This window comes from Acinetobacter sp. YH01021 (assembly GCF_013420255.1).
Classification (GTDB): domain Bacteria; phylum Pseudomonadota; class Gammaproteobacteria; order Pseudomonadales; family Moraxellaceae; genus Acinetobacter.
This window is the reverse complement of sequence record NZ_VOYO01000001.1, coordinates 160,013-183,571: the sequence shown is the minus strand read 5'-3', so window position 1 is coordinate 183,571 and position 23,559 is coordinate 160,013. Positions and strand designations below refer to the sequence as shown.

Genomic DNA, 23,559 nt, shown 5'->3' with positions numbered 1-23,559 from the left:
TTTCTCAGTCGATAGACAGTCACTACCTCAAAGCCAGTAGTATTCCTGCAAAAATAATCAGTCCAATCCAGCGGTTATGCCTAAACGCCCAGAAACACAAATGTGGATTTTTATCTCGAGTTTTAAACCATTGGTAAATAAAATCGAGAGCGACAACAATTAATGCAGCCAAACCAAATGGAATCAGTAAATTTTCTAGCCAAAGTGCTACAGCAATCAAAAGAATACTAATGGCCTGCAAAGCGCTAATGATCTGAATATCATATCGACCAAATAAGATCGCGGTTGATTTCACCCCAATCTTTAAATCGTATTCACGATCTGCAATTGCATATTGGGTATCATAGGCTACGGTCCAGGCCAGATTACCAAAATATAGAAGCCAGCAGGTTAAATCCGGCGTTTGTCCAACTGCGGTATAAGCCATCGGAATCGACCAGGAAAATGCTGCACCCAAAAAGACTTGAGGTAAATGGGTATAGCGCTTCATAAAAGGATAAATAAACGCTAAAAATAAAGCCCCAAATGACCAGTAAAAAGTTTCGATTGGCAGAAAAAATAGTAGGCAGGCACTGGCAGACACCAAAACCAGAAATACCATCACAGCTTCTTTGGCACTGATAATCCCAGTCGCTAGCGGACGGTTTTTAGTACGCTCCACATGTGCATCGACTTTACGGTCAGCAAAATCATTAATGGCACAGCCTGCCGCCCGCATAAAAATCACACCCAAAATCATGGGAATTAAAATTTCAATACGTGGCATCCCCTGAGCGGCAATCCACAGCGCCCACATGGTAGGCCAAAAGACCAGTTCAGTGCCAATCGGTTTATCAAAACGACAAAGATAATAATAGGCGCTAAGACGCTCACGCCAGGTGATTGCTTGTGCGGTTGCCATAAAAATCAAGCCCGTGAATTTTGTATAAAGTGTTCAAATGCCGGTAAAAATGTTTCTTGTACGATAAATTTACAGCCGTGCCAAGTATAGCAGCTCTGACGGGTCCAGCCCTCATCTAAAAGTACCACCCGACGCTGGCAGAGTGGATTGGTGCGCTGAAACAGAAACAAGCCAATCGGTTTGGTGCCAATATGCTGAAAAATTCGGGCTTTTTTTTGCAGGCTTAAAATCGGAAAGATGCTTTTGGCTTTCACCCAAGGAGACTGTTCCGAGCCGTAGAGATAACTTTCACGCACCCAGGAAGTATGCTGATGTGACATCTGCATCCATTTGGCATTGGCAAAGCCTAAACGCTGAAAATGCTCTTGAATTGGCTCGACATGGAATTGTCCTTGCGCCAAATCGGTCAGTTGTTGCGTGAGTGAACCCGATGCATACAGCCACGGTTTTAACTCAACAGGCAGAGTTGACAGCAACACACGCTGATTTTGATTTCTAGAACGACTATTCATTGTTAACAGTTATCTGTTTTTGCAATGATTTCATATTTGCCTTGTGGGGTTTTAATTAAAATAAAACCTTCAGCACTCAAATAAAATGATTCTGGATAAGCATAATCCAGCGCTATTTCAGGATTTTTCAGCGCCACAAATTGAGCCTGCTTATAACCCTCGGGAGTCCGCCCCACTTCAAGATAAGTCACTTCAGAGAAGTTCAACTTAAAACCTTTGTTATGATCTTTTGGATCAATCCATGGATAAAAGCTGGTGTGCTTTTTACGTTGTGCCATTTAAGCCCATCAATCATTTAAAATTATAAATAGATGATACAAAAAAACCCGCGACATGCGCGGGTTTTCTTCGCTTTAATTCGTGATGAATTACAAGCTGTAGTACATATCAAATTCAACTGGGTGAGTAGTCGTGTTTAGACGACGAACTTCTTCAGTTTTAAGCTCGATATAAGCATCAAGCATTTCTTTCGTGAACACGCCACCTTTTAACAGGTAATCATGATCCGCTTGAAGTGCTTCAAGCGCCATATCCAGGCTATGCGCCACTGTAGGGATTTTTGCTTCTTCTTCCGGTGGAAGATCGTACAAGTTCTTGTCAGCAGCCTCACCTGGGTGGATCTTGTTTTGAATACCGTCAAGACCAGCCATCAACAATGCCGCGAAACCTAGGTACGGGTTCATCATTGGATCTGGAAAACGCGCTTCAATACGCTTGCCTTTCGGGCTAGACACGTAAGGAATACGGATAGATGCAGAACGGTTACGCGCTGAGTAAGCAAGCATAATGGGTGCTTCGAAATGTGGAACCAAACGCTTATACGAGTTTGTAGAAGGGTTAGTGATCGCATTCAAAGAACGGGCATGTTTAATTACACCACCGATGAAGTACAACGCCATTTCTGAAAGGCCTGCATATTCATCACCAGCAAACAGGTTTTTGCCGTCTTTAGAGATCGACATATGCACGTGCATACCAGAACCGTTATCGCCAACCATTGGTTTAGGCATAAAGGTTGCTGTTTTTGCATATTGATGCGCAACGTTCCAAACCGCATATTTGAACTGTTGAACTTCGTCTGCTTTACGCACCATAGTGTTGAAGCTCACACCAATTTCTAACTGGCAAGAAGCAACTTCGTGGTGATGTACTTCTACACGACCTGGACCCATGATGTCTTCGATACGCGCACACATGTCTGCACGCATGTCATGTGAAGAATCTACAGGAGGAACTGGGAAGTAACCGCCTTTTACGCGTGGACGGTGACCAGAGTTACCGCCTTCGTAGTCTTTGTTAGTTGACCAAGCAGCTTCTTCAGCGATCAATGTATGGCGCGCGCCAGACATGTCGATTTCCCATTTTACTTCGTCAAATACGAAGAATTCTGGTTCTGGACCAAAGAATGCAGTGTCACCGATACCGGTAGATTTCAAATATTCTTCTGCACGGCGCGCAATCGAACGTGGGTCACGATCATAACCTTGACCAGTTGATGGCTCGATTACGTCACAAGTTACAACAACTGTTGGCTCTGCAAAGAACGGGTCGATAAAACCTGTTGCCGCATCCGGACGTAAAATCATGTCCGATGCTTCGATGCCTTTCCAACCTGCAATTGAAGAACCGTCAAACATTTTGCCGTCTTCAAATGTATCTTCATCAATACTGTCTGCTGGATAAGTAACGTGTTGCTCTTTACCCTTGGTATCAGTAAAGCGAAAATCGACCCATTTTGCGCCACTTTCTTGTATGAGTTGAAGGACCTTGTTCGCCATGCTCATTTTGCTCCGATGTTTTTGTTGCACCCGTGAAGTGCGTGTTAGCAGTTGATAGTTATTAAGCAATTACCATACCAACTTTTAAAAGTATAGATAAAATCTTGAATTCTTTATAAGAATTCATGAATTAATAAAAATACTTTGCGGCTATTATACTAGCTGCAAAACTAAATGCACTATATTCAAGCATTCTTCATTTATTTTATTTCAGCTTTATTTTTTAGCGCACCTAAATAGTGCAGTGGTGAATAAAAATGTATTAGAAACATAATTTTTTATAGTGGATATGCTGCTTTTTTCAACTTTTGTTTAGTTTTTATTTAGTTTTAGCTAAGAATTAAGCATTTTTTATGAGATATCAGTAAAGAAAACTTCCGGATTGACTTAGGATCACCTGATTATTTTGAGGCATTTTCTTTAACTATACTTTTGAAATAAAATTTTATATCACGCGGTCTGATTCAAGTGATGTTTTTTTCACCAAAAAATTTTAATCTTTTTTTAACTTTCTTTTTAATTTTTAAGTTCTACTCTAAAACTAATCATACTTATAACTTTCTAATGGTAAGTCTATTACTTAAAATAATGATTCAATAATTTCCATTCTGTTTAGATCGGCTTCTTAAGCCATCAAATTTGATGAAATTGTTGCGCCGAATATGGCTATTTTTTGCTATGATGAAGCGTGCTTTATTTTCACACAATGAAATCAATGATTTAGTTGTGTTACACAAGTGCTTGCAATAAGCGCGAATTAAAGTACGATCGGGACAACTTTAGCACAGTTAAGTGCATTAATTTCAATAGGTTAAGCTCATGCTTTTAATGATCGACAACTATGACTCCTTTACTTATAACATCGTCCAATATTTTGGCGAACTGAATCAAGAAGTAAAAGTAGTCCGTAATGATGCCGTGACATTGGAAGATATAGAGCGATGGCAACCTAAGTATTTAGTGATTGGCCCCGGCCCGTGCTCGCCAAGTGAGGCAGGAATTTCTATTCCTGCCATTCAGCATTTTGCTGGCAAAATTCCTTTACTGGGCGTTTGTCTTGGTCATCAAAGTATTGGGCAGGCATTTGGCGGTGATATCGTGCGTGCCAAACGTGTCATGCATGGCCGTCTGTCTGATATGTACCACAGTGATACCGGGATTTTCAGCAATCTTCCTTCTCCATTTCCTGCAACGCGCTATCATTCACTGGTGATTGATCAAGCTACCTTGCCCGAATGTCTGGAAGTCACCTGCTGGACCAATGAAGCGGATGGCTCTATGGAAGAAATTATGGGTGTGAAACATAAGACATTGCCGGTCGAAGGCGTGCAGTTCCATCCTGAATCGATTCTGAGCCAGCATGGTCATCAAATCTTTAAAAACTTTCTCGAAATTTATGCCTAAGAACATCTTATGAATATTCAACAAGCTTTAAGCAATATTACTAAAAACATTCACCTGACTCAGGATCAAATGCAAGACGTGATGCGTGCCATCATGTCAGGTGAAGCGACCGATGCCCAGATTGGTGCCCTGCTGATGGGCTTACGCCTAAAAGGCGAAAGCATTGATGAGATTACTGCAGCTGCACGTGTTATGCGTGAACTGGCTACCAAAATTGATGTCAGTGATATTCCATATTTAGTGGACATCGTGGGTACAGGCGGTGATGGCCAGAACCTGTTTAATGTTTCTACTGCTTCTGCATTTGTAATTGCAGCAGCGGGCGCAACCATTGCCAAACATGGTAACCGCGGCGTTTCGACCAAATCAGGTTCGTCGGATTTACTGGAACAGGCCGGGATTAACCTGGACCTGAACATGCAGCAGACTGAACGCTGTATCCGTGACGTTGGTGTCGGTTTCCTGTTTGCGCCGAATCATCATCAAGCCATGAAATATGCAATCGGCCCACGTAAAGAATTAGGAATTCGTAGTATTTTCAATTTACTTGGCCCGCTTACGAATCCGGCCGGAGTAAATCGTTTAGTCATTGGCGTATTTTCCAATGAACTCTGCCGTCCGATTGCGGAAGTCATGAAACAGCTCGGTGCTGAACATGTGATGGTGGTACATTCACGTGATGGTCTGGATGAAATCAGTATTGCCTCTTCAACTCATGTTGCTGAACTGAAAAATGGGGAAGTCACTGAATGGGAAATTATTCCTGAATCGGTCGATATTGAGTCGCAAACCCTGACCGGACTGATTGTGGAAGATTCTGCGCAAAGTCTGGCTTTAATCAAAGATGCACTGGGCAAGAAAAAATCAGACATCGGTGATAAAGCCGCGAACATGATCGCGCTGAATGCCGGCGCGGGTATTTATGTCTCCGGTTTAACCAGCAGCTATAAGCAAGGTGTTGCGCTGGCACATGACATTATTTACGGCGGTCAGGCACTTGAAAAAATGAGTGTGCTGTCTGAATTTACCAAAACCATTAAACATTACGAAGCTTAATTCGGTCAGGGATTTTGATCATGGTGGATATCGCAAACACAATTTTAGGCAAGATTGTTGACCGTAAAAAAGAAGAATTTGCCCTACGTTTAAAGCAGAAAAGCTATAAAGATCTGGAAGAACTGGCACAAGGTGCATCACCTGTGCGTGGTTTTGCCCGGTCTTTAGTATCGAAACGTCCGGGTGTCATTGCTGAAATTAAGAAAGCTTCGCCATCTAAGGGCATTATTCGCGAGAACTTTAACCCTGCGGAAATTGCAGCACAGTATCAGGAGGCAGGCGCAGCCTGTTTATCGGTGCTGACCGATGTAGACTTTTTCCAAGGACATGATGACAATATTCAGATTGCCCGTTCACATTGCGACCTGCCTGCACTGCGCAAAGACTTTCTGATCGATCCTTATGGGGTCATCGAAGCACGTGCCCTGCATGCAGACTGTATCTTGCTGATTGTGGCTTGCCTGTCTGACCAGCAGTTAGAAGAAATGTCTAAAACTGCATTTGAACATCATCTGGATGTACTGGTTGAAGTTCACGATGAAGAAGAACTATCCCGTGCTTTAAAGCTTTCAGATCGTTGTTTGCTCGGCGTGAATAACCGTAATTTAAAAACCTTTGATGTCGATTTAAACACATCATTACGTTTGAAAAAATTACTGGACCCTTCACGCCTGCTGGTGACTGAAAGCGGTATTGCTACTCCCGCGGATGTCGCGATGATGCAGGAAAATGATATTCACGCCTTCTTGGTCGGCGAAAGCTTTATGAAACAGCCACGTCCGGATCATGCTTTCCGTGATCTGTTTGGTGAGCCTGAAGTGGTTTAAAGTTGTAAATGCTTACCTAAGCATTAAAAAAGCCCAATCTCAGGATTGGGCTTTTTTATTTTCAATATTGAAAAGTAGACCATAGAATCTCGAGCGTATTTAAAATCCTCAGCAATGTCATGAACGCAATTCAGTTCTCCTTTGTCTATTTTCAGACTATAATTCTTGTAAATTCCGCATCTCCCTTGTTTTTACATTATGAGTAAACACGATTCTTCATTATCTAAAGATCAGTACAACCTGCTGAAATCTTTTAAGAAGCAAATTACACAGCCGCAAACGCCTGCGGTCGTTGCTGCACCCGTTGAAAAGACTGTCGAGCAAGAAGCTTTAGAAGAACTGGAATTATTCCGCAAACAAATGCAGGGCGTGCAAAAAATTGAATCGGGAAATACCGTTCAATTGGACAAACCGCGCAAGAAAAAAACGGATGCACAAGTTCTGGCAAAGCGTGCAGCGGCTACTGGCCCGCTGGAAACAGAGGCAATGGCTTTATCAGATACTCAGGCCATGCTCAATCCTGTCGGCAGTCAGGCCAACTTGAGCTACCGCATCGCCACCTTGCAGCATAAAGTGTTTGAAGACTTGAAAGCCGGTAACTTGCGCTGGTTTGAAGCTGTGGATCTGCATGGCTGTACCGTGGAAGAAGCGCGTCAAGCCGTGCTGCAGATTATCCAGATCGCCAAAGATGAAAACCAGAACGTGATTAAAATCGTACATGGTAAAGGTCCAGAAGCGATTTTAAAAACCTATGTCAACGGCTGGCTGCGTCAGCATCGCGATGTTTTGGCTTTTGTCAGTGCACCTGAAAAGCAAGGTGGTACCGGTGCGGTATTGGTTCTGCTCAAACGTGCAGAAAAGAATCCAAAGTTCAAACAGTAAACGGTTTTAGCCTCAAAACAAGGCATTGTAAAAGTTTTCTGCTACAATGCCGTCCTTGTTCATTCTCAGTTTAAGTGAATACGTCATATGACTATGCAGCAATCCTACGCAAACATTCTTACTGCCGTTGGCGAAGATCTAAATCGCCCTGGTCTCAAAGATACGCCTGTGCGCGCTGCGAAAGCATTTTCATATTTAACCTCGGGTTATAGCCAGACACTTGAAGAAGTGACCAACAAGGCAGTCTTCCCTTCCGATAACCGTGAAATGGTACTGGTCAAAAATATCGAATTTTATTCGTTATGTGAGCATCACTTATTGCCATTTTATGGCCGCGTTCATATCGCCTATTTGCCTGAAGGTCATGTTTTAGGCCTGTCTAAATTTGCCCGCATTACTGAAATGTTTGCACGCCGTTTACAAATTCAGGAAAATCTGACTCAGCAAATTGCAGAAGCAGTGGCTGAAGTCACCAAAGCACGCGGTGTTGCAGTAATGATTGATTCTGCGCACATGTGCATGATGATGCGCGGTGTAGGCAAGCAGGAATCAACCACACGTACGGTATCATTTATTGGTGATTTTAAAACCGACAAAGAAACACGTCGTGAATTTTTAAGTGCGGTTCCAGAAAGCTATTAATTATTAAAGCTTAAAAATAAGTTACTCAAAGCCTCGATCATTCGGGGTTTTTTGCTTTTAAAGGAAGAGGATATCAATACTTAATTCAAAAGCTCACTTGCTATAAATAACACCTGGTAACAGGGTTTAAAGACCTGTCCCAAAACTTGCTATGTTTCAGTCTAGAACTCAAACAATTCCTGCTTGTGTTTGCAACAAGCCTACACTTGGATACACGATAAAGTTTTAATCTCACCGGTCTCCCCTTAAAGTAATTTAAAGTTGATATACAGCAAAGCGCTTTATATCTTTCTGATTGATTTTTAATGATAAGGAAAGTAACCATGGCGAATAGTAAAAATAACCAGGCGAAAGACAGCAAAAAATCAGCAAAAACTGCTAAAAAGACCCAAGATGAGAAACTGAAAAAGTCGAATAAGAGTAGTGACAAAGACAGTGATCGCAAAGTCACTAAAAAAGCGGCGAGCAGTAAATCTAAAGCGGCATCTTCTAAGAAAGACAATGCCAGCAAAGATGAAAAAGTAAAGGCAAAGAAAAATTCGAGCTCAAAAGCCAGTGATAAAGCGAAAGACCAAAAGACTTCTTCCGCGAAAAAACCGGCTAAAGCAAAAAGCAGCAACAAGAGTAAAGACGACACTAAAGTGAAAAAGTCTTCTTCAAAAAAATCGGCACCTGCTAAAAAGCAGTCGAGCAGCTCTTCTAAGAGCAAGTCAACCAAGGCTAAAACCTCGAAGACCAGTTCGAAAAAATCGAAGTAAAATGAAAAGCCCCTAGCTCTAGAAGACAGGGGCTTTTCTGTATCTTGTCCTTTCGTTTTTATAATTTGTATTAGCTGAAATATTGAGTCATTTTAAATTTCAGAAAAGGCCGAATATGAAGTCATCTGCCAAAGTAACCCCACCAAAACGTCCGTCACGTGTAGTTTCGAATAGTTTTGATTATTCTCTGGACTTTGCAAAGATTAATTTTCGTAAACGACCCGAGCTCTACCGGATTGGCCGTGGTGAACAAGGTGTATTACTGGTTGAGCCTTATAAATCGGAAATCCTGCCACACTGGCGCTTTGCAGATGAAGCAAAAGCCCAAGCCAGTAGCGAGAAAATCTATCAGCTTTTTCTAGACTATTTAAAACAAGAAGATTTTATTGGTGCGGACATGGCACGCAAGTTTTTACAGATGGGTTTTACCCGTGCCCGGCGTTATGCCAACCATAAAGGTGGCAAAAAATACGACGGTCCGGTTCCGGAAGACAAAAAAGGTTTAAGTGGCGCGCATGGCCGTTCCGAGCTGCCCCGCAATCAGGAAGATCCTGTTAAAGCCGCTGCTGCCAAAATTTTTAAACAGAAATGGGATAAAGCTAAAAATCATCCCGAATATCTTCAGCAAAAACAGAAATTTCAGGAATTTATAGAGCAGCAGTCTGCAACTGGCTAAAAACCTTTCATTTAAACTGAGAGTGGCTGTGCGACAGGGTTCAAGGACTGATGAGCCATATAAACTCTGTTACGCCCGTTGTTCTTGGCCATATACAAGGCAGAATCTGCCGCATTCAGGAAGCGCTGATAATCCGGATGTCCATCATAAAGCACACAACCAATACTGACCGTAAATTTAAACTGCTGGCCTTGTGCCGAATTAATCATGCCATTTTCAATATATTTACGAATACTTTCGGCAATATTCAGGGCACGTTTCTCATCAGTATCCACCAGTAATAGCAAAAACTCTTCACCGCCGACCCGGAAAGCATAATCACTGCCCTGACTGTATTTTTGCAATGCTTCGGCCAGAAATTTCAAGGCCAGATCACCTGCTGCATGTCCAAATTTGTCATTAATACTTTTGAAATAATCAGCATCAATGGCAAGTAAAGACAAAGGCGTATGATTCTTACGGGAAAAAGTGATTTCACGTGAAATAATGGTATTCAAATAACGACGATTCAATAACTGGGTCAATGAATCATTACCTGATTCAATATATTCGGCCACCTGAAATAACTGATCTACTAACAACTGAATCTCACGGTTCAAGTCACGGATTCGTTGGATCAGTCCCAGCATATTGTTTTTGTCCGTACAGTCCATAATATCTTGATTAAGTTCATCGACTTGATAAATTCGCTCAATGATTAAATCGACCTGATCAGAGCCGGTAAAAGCATAAGAGGCTTTATGAATAAACCATAAACCAAACTCCGACTTGGACAACATCGGATGATTCAATTTTTCATGCTCAGAAAAGACCTTGAACATGAGCTCATTTTCCCAGTCTAGCAATGAACTGCGCTGTTTATCTTTTTGTACGGCCACATCCTGCATTGCTGAAAAAACACGATAACTGTGTTTAATTTCCTGATTCATGGCTGTTTTAGCTTCATAAGATCGGCACATGACTTCTGTGGCAAATCCCATGATCTGGACAATATAACTGCAGGTGGTCAACATACTGTGGTGAGGATTCTCATCCAGCAGTTCAAACATTTTACGCTCAATTTCACGCACACCGCGCATGATCAGCCAAGACGGAATTCCGACACGCGCATGCACATGCCCCACCATCGCCTGTTTCTGCACGGCATCGGCATAGCGTTTATTAATTCCCACACTAAAGCTTTCAAGTAGCCAAGCATTTAAAGTGTCGCGCAAGCGCTGTTGAATCAAGTCATCAGAAAAGAATTCTGCAGATTCCTTTTCAAGGAGCATGTTTTTATAGAATTCTTCCACCAGAATCAGGGAGTGATCTTGAATAAAGTGAAAGGCATGCAATAAGTCATCAGATGAATAATTTTGACAGATCTGTTCCCATTGCTCGGCCAGTCTTGCCATGCATTCATTATTCATACTGTGTGTTCCCCAAAACCTTGCAATTCGCACTCACATTATGTGACAAATATAACAAATATCAGGTATTTTTCCTAAAATATCGACCAGATTATTTGTACCCAACCTAGCCAATTTTTTTATACAAGGGAAAACCGAACAGCAGCCTCATGGATACACAGCACTTTATGAATAGTGTTAATCAGTTTTAACTCAATCTTAAAAATACCGGATCAAACCAAGACTCCATTGATCCCAGTCTTTGGACTGCTGTTGCTGATATTCCCAAGACAGCCGAAGTGCATGTTGTGGATTGAATGCATATTGGAGTTCAGTATTCAGTTTCAGCTGCCAGCGATGCGAATCTTCCCAATAAGGCAGTTCCACCTGCACCAGACTGTTAATCTGATCGCTCCAGATATTCTGGCACCCCACAGTAGGGCCAGCACCTACGCGCCAGCCTTGATCCAGTGCCTTGCCTGCCTGTAGCTGAGTTTGCATTTGCGCATAACATAGATGTTCACGGCTGGCATTTGCCCAGCTATAACCACCCTGAGTTTTTAAGCTGGCGACGCCATGCTGTTCATCTTCACTAAACTGGCCATGCGCATCCAGTGCCTCCTGTTTCCAGCCCAGATTAAAACCCCAGGATAATGGCGTATTAAACGGATTGACCGGGTTATAGGAATTGACAGTAAATAGATCCAGATGTTCCAGCTTGAGCTCACTGTCACGATATTGCAAAGCCCCATCTAGAAACAACAATTGTGTTCCGGTTCGAAAACCACCTTGCGGGTCGATGAGATCATGATAGGCCTGCCGATGGCCAAGCTGGACAAAGGATTCACCCTGAACCTGTCCGGCCTGAAGACTGATATTTCGTGCATGATGGCTTTGTACTGGATCTGTTTTTGGACGTTCCGGCGCTTTACGCTGTTTCTCGATATCCAGCTGGCTTCTTAAACCCAGTAACTTGCGGAAACGTGGCTGGGAAAATGATTTATCGACTGTTTGTCGGAGAAAGTCCAGATATAAATGATCATAGGCCATTTCCAGAATTTTGGCCTGATCTTCTGCCGGATAGGGCTGCAAGATTGAAGGCATTGCACCTGTTTCTGCATAAGCCAGCTGATGCGCAGTTTTTGCCAGCGCTTTGCCATGCTGTCTGGACTGTGCCAGCAATTGAGTTTCAAGCGCCGGACGGTAAACTTTCTGTTTGATCAAGCCCTGCTGTTCTACTACTTTTAGTGTTTCAATCGGAATCGCAGTCGAATTAAACTGTTTCTGTAGATTTAGCTCGGGACGTACCAGATCAAACAGTCCCAGTAGGCGATAAGCGCAATTATCACTGATAAAATAATAAGGGAAACTTACATTTTGCATTTCCCAGAGATGCTGTACCAAAAACCTGGTTTCTTGCGGACTTAAGTTTAATTCATATTCCCACAAATCCCGGCTTTCAAAGTCACCATACTCTTTGACCTTGCGGTAATACGGCATCAGTGAATATTCACCCGGATATTGTCCAGTCAGCCCTTTCCAGGCAAAGGACCAGTTGTCATTGCCATCGACCGTCGCAGCATAGTTGACCGCATAAGAAATCAGATTGAGTTGTTGCTGGTCTTTAGGGTCCAGACGCAACAAGGTATGACCAAACATCGAGCTGGGATTACCCATAAAATCCGTGGCATAGATCAGGGTTGCCTGATAAGGCTTGACCTCGCCAATCCATTTATCCAAATCCGGGCAACTGACCGCAGGCAATTGTTGCTCGGAAATATTCAATTGCTGCATTAACCAGCTGCTGCGTGCAGGAAACTTACAGCGGACGGACTGATTCGGCTCTGCGCTCAGGAATAAAGCCTGAATGTTATGCTGCATTTCTTTTTTTAGATCAGTTTTTCCCTGCTCTGCCAGGAAATAGCCCGAATAGTTAACCTCGCTATGACCTTGGGGATTGGCATACATGAGACGTTGCCAGGTAGTGCTCTGATCCAGATGCTGAGTTTCGGCCTGAGCGATATAATGCTGGATGTCTGGATTAATTTCGCTAGAAAAACTTAAAGGGCTGAATGTCAGGCCCAACATGAAGAACGCATATTTCATTCAGTTAACTTATTCTCATCAATTTCTTTTAGTCATAAGAAAACCCTGCTAGAACAGCAGGGTTTTTAGGGTGCGGATCAGATGTAGGATTTCAATACTTTATCTTTGGCCATCACAGTTTGTAAGGTGCTTAAAACTTGTAATGTATTCTGGTTTTCTTCGGAATAAATTTCAGAGAAATTCTGCTTGGAAACGCTAAAGAAACGAGCTTTATCTTCAGATTTAATATTCAAAAGTTCAGCCAGAACATTCAGGCTTTCACCCTCTCCAACTGCCATATCACGCGCCAATGCTTCAGCGTTTTCATTGGTAAAGGTCACCACTTGAGCGGTTACGGTACCGCCCTGGCTACAACCTAAAGTACCAAAAGTGATCCCGAGCCACTGATTCGTGAACAGAACGTTGGTCGTACCTGCAAAGAGTTTAGGAATAATACCAGACTGACCCGCCCACACCTGGCTTCCGATACCACAACCGACATCTCGGTCAGCCATCGCCATGCTTGAACCAGTCGCCAATACCGCCGCCAGCATAATTTTTTTCAACATAGTTATTCTCCAATTATTCTCATGCAATCTTTGTTATTACTCTAATAATGTAATTTAAATTACATACTCAGCAGAGTAGCGACAAGTCAAGTTTGGCGCAATTGAAAAAATGTATGCTTTACATAAACATAACCTGATTGATTTTACTGTTCCTTGAGCGCCCAATCGCCTTGTGAATTACGCTGTCCCAAGATTTTCAGTACTAACACCAGACTCAGCAATAACAACAAATACCAGGAGCCCAGTTTGCCCCATCCCACCATATGCCATTGCTCAATCTGGCTTGGATAGAGCCAGATCTGGTAAAAGGTACTGATGTTCTCGGCAATCCAGATAATAAACGCCAGAATCAGCAGTACGGGTAACATCGGCAACTGAAAAGTATGCCGATTCAGCTGAAAGCGAATTCTGGTTTTCCAGAACATCAGCACGCTCCAGACAAATAAAATCACCCGATAATCGGGAATAAAAAACTTGCTCATAAAGTTGATATAAGACAAGACAGCCAATGTCAGCATATGGCTAAAACGCGGCAATTTTTCAAATGAAACCTGATATAGACGTAAAGAGCGCGCAAAAAAACTGCCGACTGCAGAATACATAAAACCGGCAAATAAAGGCACGGTCAGGATTTTAAATATTGCGGGTTGAGGGTAATGCCAGGAAGCAATTGCCGGATGGGTCAGGAAGATTTCCATCACCATGGCCATGAGATGAAATAACGCAATCACTTTGGCTTCAGCCCAGGATTCCAGTTTGGTATAGAGCAATATCACCTGAATCAGCAAAGCAAAAAAAAGCAGATAGTCATACCGGTAAAAACCAAAGAAGAGATCGCTGCCCATAGAAGCAGTCAGCGCAAAAGCGAGCAGGAGTAAAATCCCAAATAAGGCAGCCGAAGCTGCCTTATAAGTAAATTCAAACCCTGATTTGAATAGATCGATCAAGGTTTACATCCTAAAGATATTTGGCACTATACTCATGTACGGTATCAATAAATGCTTTTGGATTCGCCGGATCAACCCACTGGGTAATACCATGACCTAAATTGGCAACATAACCGGTTTTCTCGCCATTGGCATAGGCATCATCCAGCATGGCTTTTGTCGCTTTAATGATGGTGTCTGATGAACCATATAAAGTTGCAGGATCCAGGTTACCCTGAAGTGCTGCACGACCAGCAACCGTTTGACGAGCGACATTCAATGGCATGGTCCAGTCCAGACCAAATGCATCTGCGCCTGTCGTAATCATCGGTTCCAACCATTGACCGCCACCTTTGGTAAACAGAATTACCGGAATCTTGCGGCCGTCTTTCTCACGTTGCAAACCAGCGACAATCTTCTGCATATAGTTCAGCGAGAACTCGATATATTCACGATGTGCTAATGCCCCACCCCAACTATCAAAGATCTGTACCGCTTGTGCACCCGCATCGATCTGCGCATTCAAATATTCAGTCACTGCATCAGCCAGACGATCCAGCAAAGCATGCAAAACTTCAGGCTGCGCATACATCATCTGTTTGGTAAAACGGAAATCCTTGCTTGAACCGCCTTCGACCATATACGTTGCCAGAGTCCATGGACTGCCCGAGAAACCAATCAGAGGAACGTGACCGCCCAAGGCTGAACGAATGGTCGAAACGGCATTCATCACATAATCCAGATCCGACTTGGCATTAAATGCAGGCAGATTGGCGACATCCTGTTCGGTACGGATGGTCTTGTGAAATTTCGGGCCTTCACCGGCTTCAAAATACAGCCCCAGTCCCAAAGCATCCGGAACCGTCAAGATATCCGAGAATAAAATCGCGGCATCAAGATCATAACGGCGTAAAGGCTGCAAAGTTACTTCACAGGCCAGTTCAGTATTCTTGCAAAGCGAAAGGAAATCTCCTGCCTTGGTACGCGTTTCGCGGTACTCAGGCAAATAACGGCCAGCCTGACGCATCATCCATACTGGCGTAGCATCTACAGGCTCACGCAACAATGCGCGCAGAAAACGATCATTTTTTAAGGTCGTCATTCACATTCCCATCTTTCTTTGACATTGCCAACATCATAGCAAAAAGGCCGCAGTTTTAATAACTTCTGACAACTTTAAAAACCGATCGGATTGAACGGCAACCTAGTGATTTACACAAAACAACTACTGCATCTCCACATTTTTTCTGTAATACTTATAGTGTTTTTTCACATAGTTAAAGAAATAATTCTTAAGGTTGAGTTACATGTTCGTTCGCACAATGCTCGCTGTGAGTCTAGGTTGCATTTTCGCAGGTCAAGTTTTTGCCGCGTCTACTGCTGAACAACCATTAAAACCCCAAGTGGTGACTGATGTTGCAGTGCAAGATCCGATTGATCCATTAGCAACTGAAGCTTCAGCGGCCCAAGCAGCACCTGCAGAAGCGCAAATTACCGCACAAGAACAACAAGACTTAAAACAGGCATCTGAAGCGCTGAATGAGCTACAGGATACCGAAGATCAGACTGCTTCTATTGGCGCAGCACCAAATACCAAAGCACCGACTAACTCTGCAGCGACCAAAGCTTCGTGGACTTTAGACGGCTTAAATAATGCCCAGTGGTATGAAAATATCGGTGCAGGTCAATTCCCAGTTTACGCACGTGCACATGTCATGCTGAATAATGCCCATGCATCACCGGGGGCGATTGACGGAACCAGCGGTAAAAATACACTAAAAGCCATTGCATCTTTCCAGCAAATGAATGGCATTAAACCGACAGGTGTTTTGACTCAGGAAACCTGGGATAAACTAGTTGCACGTCAGGGTTCTAAGCCAGCCTTTGTTGAATACACCATTACTGAAAAAGATCTGGCAGGCCCATTTGCCAAGTCTATTCCTTCAGATTATGCGTTACAGGCGAAAATGAAAGGCTTGTACTACACACGTGTCAGTGAAATGTTGAGCGAAAAATTCCATATGGATGAGAATTTCTTAAAGAAACTCAATCCAAATGCTAACTTTAATAAAGTTGGGGAAAAATTACTGGTCAGTAATGTACGTAATGACTTGCCTGAAGGTATTCACTTGATTGTTGCACATAAAGGTGCGAAACAACTGTACTTATTTAACAGTAAAAATCAAATGATCGCGTCATTCCCTGCCACCATTGGTAGTGCGGATACACCATCTCCGACCGGAACCTATAAAGTAACAGGTGTTGCACCAAACCCTTGGTACAGCTATTCACCGTCTAACTTTGTACAAGGTAAAAACTTAAAACCACTATCTTTACCACCGGGTCCTAACGGTCCTGTCGGGAATATCTGGATTGGTTTAAGCAAGAAATCATTTGGTATTCACGGAACACCAAACCCGTCTACCATTTCGAAAACAGCGTCACATGGTTGTATTCGTTTGACTAACTGGGATGCCAATGATCTTGGCCGTAAAGTCAAATCTGGGGTAACGGTTCGTTTCTTAGAATGATGATCGGTCTGCCGATTTGAATAAAAATAGCCTGCTTTTGAGCGGGCTTTTTTATTCCTTATGTTTACTTTCAGCTCTGTCGTTGCAAAAATGCAATGATCTGTCGCCTATTTGAGATTTTTTCAGTTATAAAACGACAGTATGATGATCTCAAGTTAAAAATAATGTCGAGATAAAATCATGAATGCTTTTCTACATCCTAGCGAAAATCGTGGTCATGTAAAAATGGGCTGGCTGGAGTCTAAACACAGTTTCTCATTTGGTAACTGGTATAACCCAAAGTATATGGGTGTCAGCGCTTTACGTGTCATTAATGATGACCTGATTGATGGACATCAGGGTTTTGGAACGCATCCACATGACAATATGGAAATCCTGACCTGTGTGCTGAAAGGAACCATTACCCATCAGGACAGCATGGGCAATCATGGCGGAATCGCTGCGGGTGAATGGCAACTGATGAGTGCAGGAACAGGTGTGCGGCACAGTGAAATGAACCAAGGCGACGAACAGGTCCATTTACTGCAAATCTGGATTATTCCAAATGAACGTGATGCCAAGCCGAACTATCAGCAAATCCGTCTTGACCCGCATGAGCAACCGAACCAGTGGCATTTGATTTGTGGTCCGAATGACAATGCACCGATGCATATTCGTCAGAATGCCGAAGTCAAAACTGCGGTGATTCAGCAAGGCCAAAGTCTGGAAGTGAAAGCGACCCAGCATATTAATTATGTACATGTTGTTTCTGGCACTGTCCAGATCGCTGAACATACAGTTGAAGCTGGCGGCGCAATTGCTTTTCTAGATGATACAGAAATTAAAGTAAGCGAAGATGCGCAAGTGATCTGGTTTGATTTGCCGGAAGTACCCAACTAAGCTTTTAAAGCTCTCAGCTCTAATGGCTATTGATCCCAGTGATTAATAGCCATTTTTTATACGTATAATCATGAATAAAAAATAATAGTTCGCAAAGTCATAATAAGGCTGCTTAACCAATAAAATTATGCCTACGACCTATACAAATCCAACCAATTCTCATCACATTTTTACCTAAGCAATGCATTATTTAGGTGAATATAAACTGATCCCTTTCCATGGAATCCAGTGCTGTATAGCTTTGATCATTCACGACTGGTTTGATATTGTCTTTTGCAGGCATAAAGTGAATTGATCTTTTCATGTAGATTAAATAAATAGAAGAGCATATTTATATGAACCAAATTTTAGAGATTCAAAGCAGCCCGCAGCAAGCTTTGCTTTATTTATTAGCCTTTTTAAAACAACAAGATTATCAGTTTACGACCATTACACCGCTTTCCCACCAGCGAATTCTGAATCGAAAAAAGAATGAAATTTATAAGCAAAGAACCCTTCAGGATATCTTTGGCTGGAATCTAAACTTTAAAAAAACTGATCTTGATTCTGCCCTTTTTTCATTATTGCAAGAACATCAGCTTCTACAGGTTCAGGAAGATCAATACTTGAGTCAGATTCGAGTTTCTTCACTCGATGGCGAACTCTTTATTCATTCAGCTTTTCCAACCACTCAGCAAGATGCGGTATTTTTTGGTCCCGATACGTATCGCTTTATCTATCATCTCAAGCAATATCTACCTGCTCAGACTCACCCTTTCAAACGGGTCGTGGAAATGTGTTGTGGCACTTCAGCAGCCGCGATCAGCATTGCCAGACATTTTCCAAATGTTAATGAAATTATGGTTGCAGACCTGAATCCCAAAGCCTTGCTCTATAGCCAAATTAATATCAGTTTTGCCAGCTTAAACCATATTCATCCGGTTCAAAATAATTTATTTTCCAATCTTGATGGAAAATTTGATCTGATTTTTGCCAATCCGCCGTATTTAATTGATCCGGAACAACGTCAATATCGTCATGGTGGTAATAAACTGGATGGCTGTGATTTATCATTCAGGATTATAAAAGAAGGTCTACAGCGACTGAATTCTGGCGGACATTTATTTCTATATACCGGTGTGACCGTGACTGAGCATGGCAATCTGTTTTTGCAGCATCTTAAAGATTTGATGAAACAGCATCAAAATATAACGTGGTCCTATGAGGAAATTGACCCGGATATTTTTGGTGAAGAGCTGGAACAACCGGCTTACCAACATGTGCAAAGAATTGCGTTGGCATTAATCAAAATTGCAGTAGGCAATTAAAGAATATTTATTAATTATGGAATTTTAAAATTTTGACTTTGTTCGCTATCAGCTTATTTTAAATCGTTTTATTAAAATCATAGAAATAAAAAAACCCCAATCTTTCGACTGGGGTTTTTAAAATTTGGCGGAAGCGGTGAGATTCGAACTCACGGAGGACTCACACCCTCGTCGGTTTTCAAGACCGGTGCATTAAACCGCTCTGCCACGCTTCCATGGCCGCAATAATACGGAGCTTTTATCCGACTGACAAGTGAAAATTACAGTGAATGCAATCAACTGCATATAGTTTCATCAAATCCTTACAGTTTTGCTGCTAATTCCGCTCCCTCACGAATGGCGCGCTTGGCATCGAGTTCAGCAGCCAGTTTTGCACCGCCAATAATATGATACTGCGCCAAGGTATTTTCCCTAGCACTCGGCATCAGGTCTTTTACCGATTCCTGACCTGCACATACCACAATGGTATCCACACGCAATAATTGAGCATGGCCATCCACCTCAATCCATAAGCCTTCATCCGTGACAGATTTATATTGCACACCGCGCAACATACGCACGGCATGTTTTTTTAACTGGGCACGATGTACCCAGCCTGAAGTCTTGCCTAGTCCTGCGCCAAGTGGTGTTTTTTTACGTTGTAATAGATAAATTTCCCGTACCGGAGGTTCTACTTCAGCACGCTGTAACCCACCCTCAGTCACATAATCTGGATGAGAATCCACACCCCATTCACGCTTCCACTCATCCACAGGTTGCGGCTGTATCTGATGCGGTGGCTTTAATAAAAACTCGGACACATCAAAACCAATACCACCTGCGCCAATGACCGCAACACGATCACCGACAGGCGCGCCGCGTAGCACTTCTGCATAAGACAAGACTTGTGGTGCCTGACTGCCTTCGATATTCAAGGCACGCGGCACGACACCTGTAGCCACAATCACCTCATCAAAACCTTCACGCTCCAACTGCTCGCGATTGACACGGGTATTGAGACGCAGATCAACTCCGGTTTTTTCTAGCTGCACTTTAAAATAACGAATCGTTTCGTGAAATTCCTCTTTCCCTGGAATGACTTTAGCCAGGTTGAACTGCCCGCCTACTTCATGATTGGCCTCAAACAGCGTCACATCATGCCCGCGACTGGCTGCGACCGTAGCAGCAGACAGACCTGCAACTCCCCCGCCAATCACTGCAATACTTTTCGGTTTTTTGGTTTTGATATAAACCAGTTCGGTTTCATAAGCGGCACGCGGATTGACCAGACAGGTTGCCCGCTGGTTTTTAAAGGTATGATCCAGACAAGCCTGATTACAGGCAATACAGGTATTGATTTCATCAACACGATTGGTCGCGGTTTTATTGACCCAGAAAGCATCGGCCAAAAGTGGACGTGCCATCTGCACCATATCTGCCTGACCAGAGGCCAGAATCGCCTCGGCAGTGTCTGGCATATTGATCCTGTTGGATGCAATCACTGGCACCGAAACATGTTTTTTGACTTCAGCAGTGTAATCGACAAAAGCAGCACGCGGTACAGAAGTCACAATGGTGGGAATACGTGCTTCATGCCAGCCAATCCCGGTATTGAGCAAAGTAATTCCTGCCTTTTCCAAAGCTTTAGCTACGGTAATGACTTCCTGCATGGTATTGCCATCATGTACCAAATCGAGAAGCGACAAACGGAAACAGATAATAAATTTTTCGCCAATTTCCTCGCGAATGGCTTTAACAATTTCTACGGCAAAACGCATCCGGTTTTCAATCGGACCACCCCAACGGTCAGTACGCTGATTAACATGACGGCTTAAAAACTGATTCAGCAAATAGCCTTCCGAACCCATGATTTCCACGCCATCATAGCCAGCCTTTTTGGCAATACTGGCCGTGTTGACATAGTCCTGAATGGTATTCAGGATCTGTTTATCTGACATTTCACGTGGTTTAAAAGGAGAAATTGGCGATTTGATTGGACTTGCCGACACCACAAAAGGCTGATAGCCATAACGTCCGGCATGCAGAATTTGCAAAAGAATTTTGGCGCCATGTTTATGCACTGCATGCGTCACCAGACGATGTGGCGCAATATCTCCCAAGGTATTCATGGTGCCGCCCGCCGGCAACAACCAGCCTTGACGGTTCGGCGATATTCCACCCGTAATCAGCAGACCTACGCCACCCTTGGCACGTTCGCCAAAATACGCTGCCAGTTTAGGATAATTATAAAAGCGGTCTTCCAGACCAGTATGCATCGACCCCATTACGACCCGGTTTTTAATGGTGGTAAAACCTAAATGCAGTGGTTTTAAAATGTTGGCATAGCGCGTCGTGGTCATAACAAATCCCTGATTATATTTGGCTGAGCAAGTCATTCCCTTACTTTAACTGATTTTCAGCGGCTTTTTATGACCCGGAGTTCAGCATTTTCAGGCACAAATATCAATCTTCGAAACAGTTCTTTCTATACATGACGAATTAGTTCTGCCATTGTCGTGCGCTGGATTTCCATAATGCAATCGCGCCCAATACTATACCAATTGGAAAACTCAGCAACATCAGGATGGCCATTATTCTGGATAAAGTTCGTCCTGAACCATTGCCCTGCTTCACCTTGATACTGGCCTGTATATTAAAAAACATCAGCAAGCCTAAAAGCAGCAGCACCACACCTAAAATCAGCATGGAAATACTGGATTGCTGATATTCAAGATATAAAACAGCACTGTACTAAAACCAATCAGGCCGGCATAAATCCCATGTAACAGTGCCAGTGTTTCATTCTTAGCTTTAGGATTTAAATTAGGTAAAGGTGGGATGCGAGTCACCATGCTTTTATTCCTGTTTTATCTGATTTTTAACTTTATTCGGCTGAATATAACCAATTTCTTCCGTTTTCAGCAGGATTCTGGTGAAAATCGTGCGATTTATGATTATTTAAGCCTATTGAATAGAGATTTTAAAACGAGTTTTTCTTTTCTAAAGCAAACCTAAATAAATTAATGATACAATTGATGCAATATGTATTTTTTCAGGCCACCAATTCTGGCGTGCCTATTTCATATCATTAGGATGAACAATGTCTGATAATGCAACTATCTTGCAGAATGTCCCAGTAGGTAAAAAAGTTGGTATTGCCTTCTCTGGTGGTCTAGATACTTCTGCTGCTCTTTTGTGGATGAAACAAAAAGGCGCTGAACCTTATGCTTACACAGCAAACCTGGGTCAGCCAGACGAAGACGATTACGATGCGATTCCAAAAAAAGCTGAAGCTTATGGCGCAGTAAAAGCACGTTTAATCGACTGCCGTTTACAGCTTGCATTAGAAGGTATTGCTGCAATTCAATGTGGCGCGTTCCATATTTCTACAGGTGGTATGCCTTATTTCAACACGACGCCATTGGGTCGTGCAGTAACAGGCACCATGCTGGTTACTGCCATGAAAGAAGATGACGTTAACATCTGGGGTGACGGTTCAACTTATAAAGGCAACGACATTGAACGTTTCTACCGTTATGGTTTATTGACCAATCCTGCGCTTAAAATCTACAAGCCTTGGTTAGACCAAACTTTCATTGACGAGCTGGGCGGACGTGCAGAAATGTCACAGTTCCTGATCGACAATGGTTTTGACTATAAAATGTCAAAAGAAAAAGCTTATTCAACTGACTCAAACATGCTGGGTGCGACGCACGAAGCTAAAGATCTTGAATACCTGAATGCAGGCATCAAAATCGTTGAGCCAATCATGGGCGTTGCGTTCTGGAAAGATGACGTAGAAGTAAAAGCTGAAGAAGTATCGATTACTTTTGAAGAAGGCTTCCCGGTTGCTATCAACGGTCAACGCATTGAAGATCCAGTTGAATTTATTCTTGAAGCGAACCGCATCGGTGGCCGTCACGGTCTAGGCATGTCGGATCAAATCGAAAACCGGATCATCGAAGCGAAATCTCGCGGTATCTATGAAGCTCCGGGTATGGCGCTGCTTCACATCGCTTATGAGCGTCTGGTAACGGGTATTCATAACGAAGATACGATTGAACAATACCGTATTAACGGTCTACGTTTAGGTCGTTTGCTTTACCAAGGTCGCTGGTTCGATTCTCAAGCGCTTATGCTGCGTGAAACTGCACAGCGTTGGGTTGCTAAAGCAGTTACCGGTACTGTAACGATCGAATTGCGTCGTGGTAATGACTACACCATTATGAATACTGAATCTCCGAACCTCACTTATGAAGCTGAGCGTTTGACTATGGAGAAAGGTGATTCTATGTTCTCGCCGATGGATCGTATTGGTCAGTTGACCATGCGTAACCTGGATATCACGGATACTCGTGCGAAACTGGGCATCTATACAGAGACTGGTTTATTGGCAGTTGGTTCAGCATCTGCAGTGCCACAACTAAAAGACAAAAACTAAGTTTTAGTCCTTTTTAGT

Annotated in this window: 21 protein-coding genes, 1 tRNA gene and 1 pseudogene; 11 read left to right on the top strand and 12 right to left on the bottom strand. The window is 42.9% G+C overall.

Translation table 11 applies throughout. The features are described from left to right. Positions 1-22: 22 nt before the first annotated feature. The 4 genes from ubiA to glnA form a co-directional block, all read right to left on the bottom strand. On the bottom strand, positions 23-901 hold the full coding sequence (gene ubiA / locus FTT86_RS00850) for a 4-hydroxybenzoate octaprenyltransferase (protein WP_005107417.1): 879 nt from the start codon (positions 899-901) through the stop codon (positions 23-25). Between the two features lie 5 nt (positions 902-906). After that, positions 907-1,413, bottom strand: a complete 507-nt coding sequence (locus FTT86_RS00845; RefSeq protein WP_071851873.1) for a chorismate lyase — start codon at positions 1,411-1,413, stop codon at positions 907-909. A gap of 2 nt (positions 1,414-1,415) precedes the next feature. Further along, on the bottom strand, positions 1,416-1,691 hold the full coding sequence (locus tag FTT86_RS00840) for a hypothetical protein (RefSeq protein ID WP_004279642.1): 276 nt from the start codon (positions 1,689-1,691) through the stop codon (positions 1,416-1,418). 90 nt (positions 1,692-1,781) lie between these two features. Then, a complete protein-coding gene (glnA, locus tag FTT86_RS00835; protein ID WP_004279641.1) occupies positions 1,782-3,197 on the bottom strand; it encodes a type I glutamate--ammonia ligase in 1,416 nt (471 codons plus the stop codon). An 813-nt stretch (positions 3,198-4,010) separates the two neighbouring features. Between glnA and FTT86_RS00830 the strand changes: the two genes are divergently transcribed. The 7 genes from FTT86_RS00830 to FTT86_RS00800 all read left to right on the top strand — a co-directional run bounded on the left by FTT86_RS00830 (position 4,011) and on the right by FTT86_RS00800 (position 9,436). Further along, entirely contained in the window at positions 4,011-4,595 is a 585-nt protein-coding gene (locus FTT86_RS00830; protein ID WP_004646400.1) for an aminodeoxychorismate/anthranilate synthase component II, read from the top strand. A gap of 9 nt (positions 4,596-4,604) precedes the next feature. Beyond that, positions 4,605-5,651 carry an anthranilate phosphoribosyltransferase gene (trpD, locus tag FTT86_RS00825; protein WP_064095533.1) on the top strand — a complete coding sequence of 349 codons (1,047 nt, stop codon included), beginning with the start codon at positions 4,605-4,607 and terminating at the stop codon, positions 5,649-5,651. 20 nt (positions 5,652-5,671) lie between these two features. Next, entirely contained in the window at positions 5,672-6,478 is an 807-nt protein-coding gene (trpC, locus tag FTT86_RS00820) for an indole-3-glycerol phosphate synthase TrpC (protein WP_180180395.1), read from the top strand. Between the two features lie 198 nt (positions 6,479-6,676). After that, the gene (locus FTT86_RS00815; RefSeq protein ID WP_180180394.1) at positions 6,677-7,360 is read left to right on the top strand and encodes a Smr/MutS family protein; all 684 of its coding nucleotides are present in this window, start codon (positions 6,677-6,679) and stop codon (positions 7,358-7,360) included. A gap of 93 nt (positions 7,361-7,453) precedes the next feature. Further along, positions 7,454-8,002, top strand: coding sequence for a GTP cyclohydrolase I FolE (folE, locus tag FTT86_RS00810; protein WP_004730181.1), 549 nt, complete (start codon positions 7,454-7,456; stop codon positions 8,000-8,002). A gap of 323 nt (positions 8,003-8,325) precedes the next feature. Then, a complete protein-coding gene (locus tag FTT86_RS00805) occupies positions 8,326-8,760 on the top strand; it encodes a hypothetical protein (protein WP_004646396.1) in 435 nt (144 codons plus the stop codon). 115 nt (positions 8,761-8,875) lie between these two features. Continuing rightward, the gene (locus FTT86_RS00800) at positions 8,876-9,436 is read left to right on the top strand and encodes a DUF4385 domain-containing protein (protein ID WP_071851865.1); all 561 of its coding nucleotides are present in this window, start codon (positions 8,876-8,878) and stop codon (positions 9,434-9,436) included. Positions 9,437-9,447: 11 nt separating this feature from the next. Here the strand turns inward: FTT86_RS00800 and FTT86_RS00795 are convergent, their stop codons facing one another. The 5 genes from FTT86_RS00795 to hemE all read right to left on the bottom strand — a co-directional run bounded on the left by FTT86_RS00795 (position 9,448) and on the right by hemE (position 15,506). Next, positions 9,448-10,845, bottom strand: a complete 1,398-nt coding sequence (locus FTT86_RS00795) for a diguanylate cyclase (protein ID WP_071851863.1) — start codon at positions 10,843-10,845, stop codon at positions 9,448-9,450. 198 nt (positions 10,846-11,043) lie between these two features. Beyond that, entirely contained in the window at positions 11,044-12,930 is a 1,887-nt protein-coding gene (locus FTT86_RS00790) for a DUF4105 domain-containing protein (RefSeq protein WP_071851861.1), read from the bottom strand. 77 nt (positions 12,931-13,007) lie between these two features. Then, a complete protein-coding gene (locus tag FTT86_RS00785; protein WP_180180393.1) occupies positions 13,008-13,478 on the bottom strand; it encodes a DUF3015 family protein in 471 nt (156 codons plus the stop codon). Positions 13,479-13,621: 143 nt separating this feature from the next. Beyond that, positions 13,622-14,425 (bottom strand): DUF817 family protein, encoded by an 804-nt coding sequence (locus FTT86_RS00780; RefSeq protein WP_004646389.1) that lies wholly within the window; start codon positions 14,423-14,425, stop codon positions 13,622-13,624. Positions 14,426-14,435: 10 nt separating this feature from the next. Beyond that, complete coding sequence (gene hemE, locus FTT86_RS00775; RefSeq protein ID WP_071851859.1) at positions 14,436-15,506, bottom strand: uroporphyrinogen decarboxylase; 1,071 nt, start codon at positions 15,504-15,506, stop codon at positions 14,436-14,438. A gap of 205 nt (positions 15,507-15,711) precedes the next feature. Between hemE and FTT86_RS00770 the strand changes: the two genes are divergently transcribed. From FTT86_RS00770 to FTT86_RS00760, 3 genes are all read left to right on the top strand, one after another. Beyond that, complete coding sequence (locus tag FTT86_RS00770) at positions 15,712-16,935, top strand: L,D-transpeptidase (RefSeq protein ID WP_044110271.1); 1,224 nt, start codon at positions 15,712-15,714, stop codon at positions 16,933-16,935. A 180-nt stretch (positions 16,936-17,115) separates the two neighbouring features. Beyond that, a complete protein-coding gene (locus FTT86_RS00765) occupies positions 17,116-17,814 on the top strand; it encodes a pirin-like bicupin family protein (protein WP_180180392.1) in 699 nt (232 codons plus the stop codon). Positions 17,815-18,149: 335 nt separating this feature from the next. Next, entirely contained in the window at positions 18,150-19,121 is a 972-nt protein-coding gene (locus tag FTT86_RS00760) for a methyltransferase (protein ID WP_180180391.1), read from the top strand. 125 nt (positions 19,122-19,246) lie between these two features. On the opposite strand, the gene FTT86_RS00755 is transcribed toward FTT86_RS00760, so the two are convergent. From FTT86_RS00755 to FTT86_RS00745, 3 genes and pseudogenes are all read right to left on the bottom strand, one after another. Continuing rightward, positions 19,247-19,336: transfer RNA gene (locus FTT86_RS00755), tRNA-Ser, on the bottom strand. 87 nt (positions 19,337-19,423) lie between these two features. Then, positions 19,424-21,460 (bottom strand): NADPH-dependent 2,4-dienoyl-CoA reductase, encoded by a 2,037-nt coding sequence (locus tag FTT86_RS00750; protein ID WP_180180390.1) that lies wholly within the window; start codon positions 21,458-21,460, stop codon positions 19,424-19,426. 139 nt (positions 21,461-21,599) lie between these two features. Continuing rightward, a pseudogene (locus tag FTT86_RS00745) lies at positions 21,600-21,952 on the bottom strand (hypothetical protein). 248 nt (positions 21,953-22,200) lie between these two features. Between FTT86_RS00745 and argG the strand changes: the two are divergent. Then, a complete protein-coding gene (gene argG, locus FTT86_RS00740; RefSeq protein WP_004279561.1) occupies positions 22,201-23,541 on the top strand; it encodes an argininosuccinate synthase in 1,341 nt (446 codons plus the stop codon). Positions 23,542-23,559 lie beyond the last annotated feature (18 nt).

Excerpts from the sequence above, each read along its gene's own strand:
- FTT86_RS00795 (WP_071851863.1), bottom strand. The coding sequence starts at position 10,845 with ATGAATAATGAATGCATGGCAAGACTGGCCGAGCAATGGGAACAGATC.
- ubiA (WP_005107417.1), bottom strand. The coding sequence starts at position 901 with ATGGCAACCGCACAAGCAATCACCTGGCGTGAGCGTCTTAGCGCCTAT.
- folE (WP_004730181.1), top strand. The coding sequence starts at position 7,454 with ATGCAGCAATCCTACGCAAACATTCTTACTGCCGTTGGCGAAGATCTA.
- hemE (WP_071851859.1), bottom strand. The coding sequence starts at position 15,506 with ATGACGACCTTAAAAAATGATCGTTTTCTGCGCGCATTGTTGCGTGAG.
- argG (WP_004279561.1), top strand. The coding sequence starts at position 22,201 with ATGTCTGATAATGCAACTATCTTGCAGAATGTCCCAGTAGGTAAAAAA.
- FTT86_RS00800 (WP_071851865.1), top strand. The coding sequence starts at position 8,876 with ATGAAGTCATCTGCCAAAGTAACCCCACCAAAACGTCCGTCACGTGTA.
- FTT86_RS00830 (WP_004646400.1), top strand. The coding sequence starts at position 4,011 with ATGCTTTTAATGATCGACAACTATGACTCCTTTACTTATAACATCGTC.
- trpD (WP_064095533.1), top strand. The coding sequence starts at position 4,605 with ATGAATATTCAACAAGCTTTAAGCAATATTACTAAAAACATTCACCTG.
- FTT86_RS00840 (WP_004279642.1), bottom strand. The coding sequence starts at position 1,691 with ATGGCACAACGTAAAAAGCACACCAGCTTTTATCCATGGATTGATCCA.
- FTT86_RS00845 (WP_071851873.1), bottom strand. The coding sequence starts at position 1,413 with ATGAATAGTCGTTCTAGAAATCAAAATCAGCGTGTGTTGCTGTCAACT.
- trpC (WP_180180395.1), top strand. The coding sequence starts at position 5,672 with ATGGTGGATATCGCAAACACAATTTTAGGCAAGATTGTTGACCGTAAA.
- FTT86_RS00790 (WP_071851861.1), bottom strand. The coding sequence starts at position 12,930 with ATGAAATATGCGTTCTTCATGTTGGGCCTGACATTCAGCCCTTTAAGT.
- FTT86_RS00785 (WP_180180393.1), bottom strand. The coding sequence starts at position 13,478 with ATGTTGAAAAAAATTATGCTGGCGGCGGTATTGGCGACTGGTTCAAGC.
- FTT86_RS00805 (WP_004646396.1), top strand. The coding sequence starts at position 8,326 with ATGGCGAATAGTAAAAATAACCAGGCGAAAGACAGCAAAAAATCAGCA.
- FTT86_RS00815 (WP_180180394.1), top strand. The coding sequence starts at position 6,677 with ATGAGTAAACACGATTCTTCATTATCTAAAGATCAGTACAACCTGCTG.
- glnA (WP_004279641.1), bottom strand. The coding sequence starts at position 3,197 with ATGAGCATGGCGAACAAGGTCCTTCAACTCATACAAGAAAGTGGCGCA.
- FTT86_RS00770 (WP_044110271.1), top strand. The coding sequence starts at position 15,712 with ATGTTCGTTCGCACAATGCTCGCTGTGAGTCTAGGTTGCATTTTCGCA.
- FTT86_RS00760 (WP_180180391.1), top strand. The coding sequence starts at position 18,150 with ATGAACCAAATTTTAGAGATTCAAAGCAGCCCGCAGCAAGCTTTGCTT.
- FTT86_RS00750 (WP_180180390.1), bottom strand. The coding sequence starts at position 21,460 with ATGACCACGACGCGCTATGCCAACATTTTAAAACCACTGCATTTAGGT.
- FTT86_RS00765 (WP_180180392.1), top strand. The coding sequence starts at position 17,116 with ATGAATGCTTTTCTACATCCTAGCGAAAATCGTGGTCATGTAAAAATG.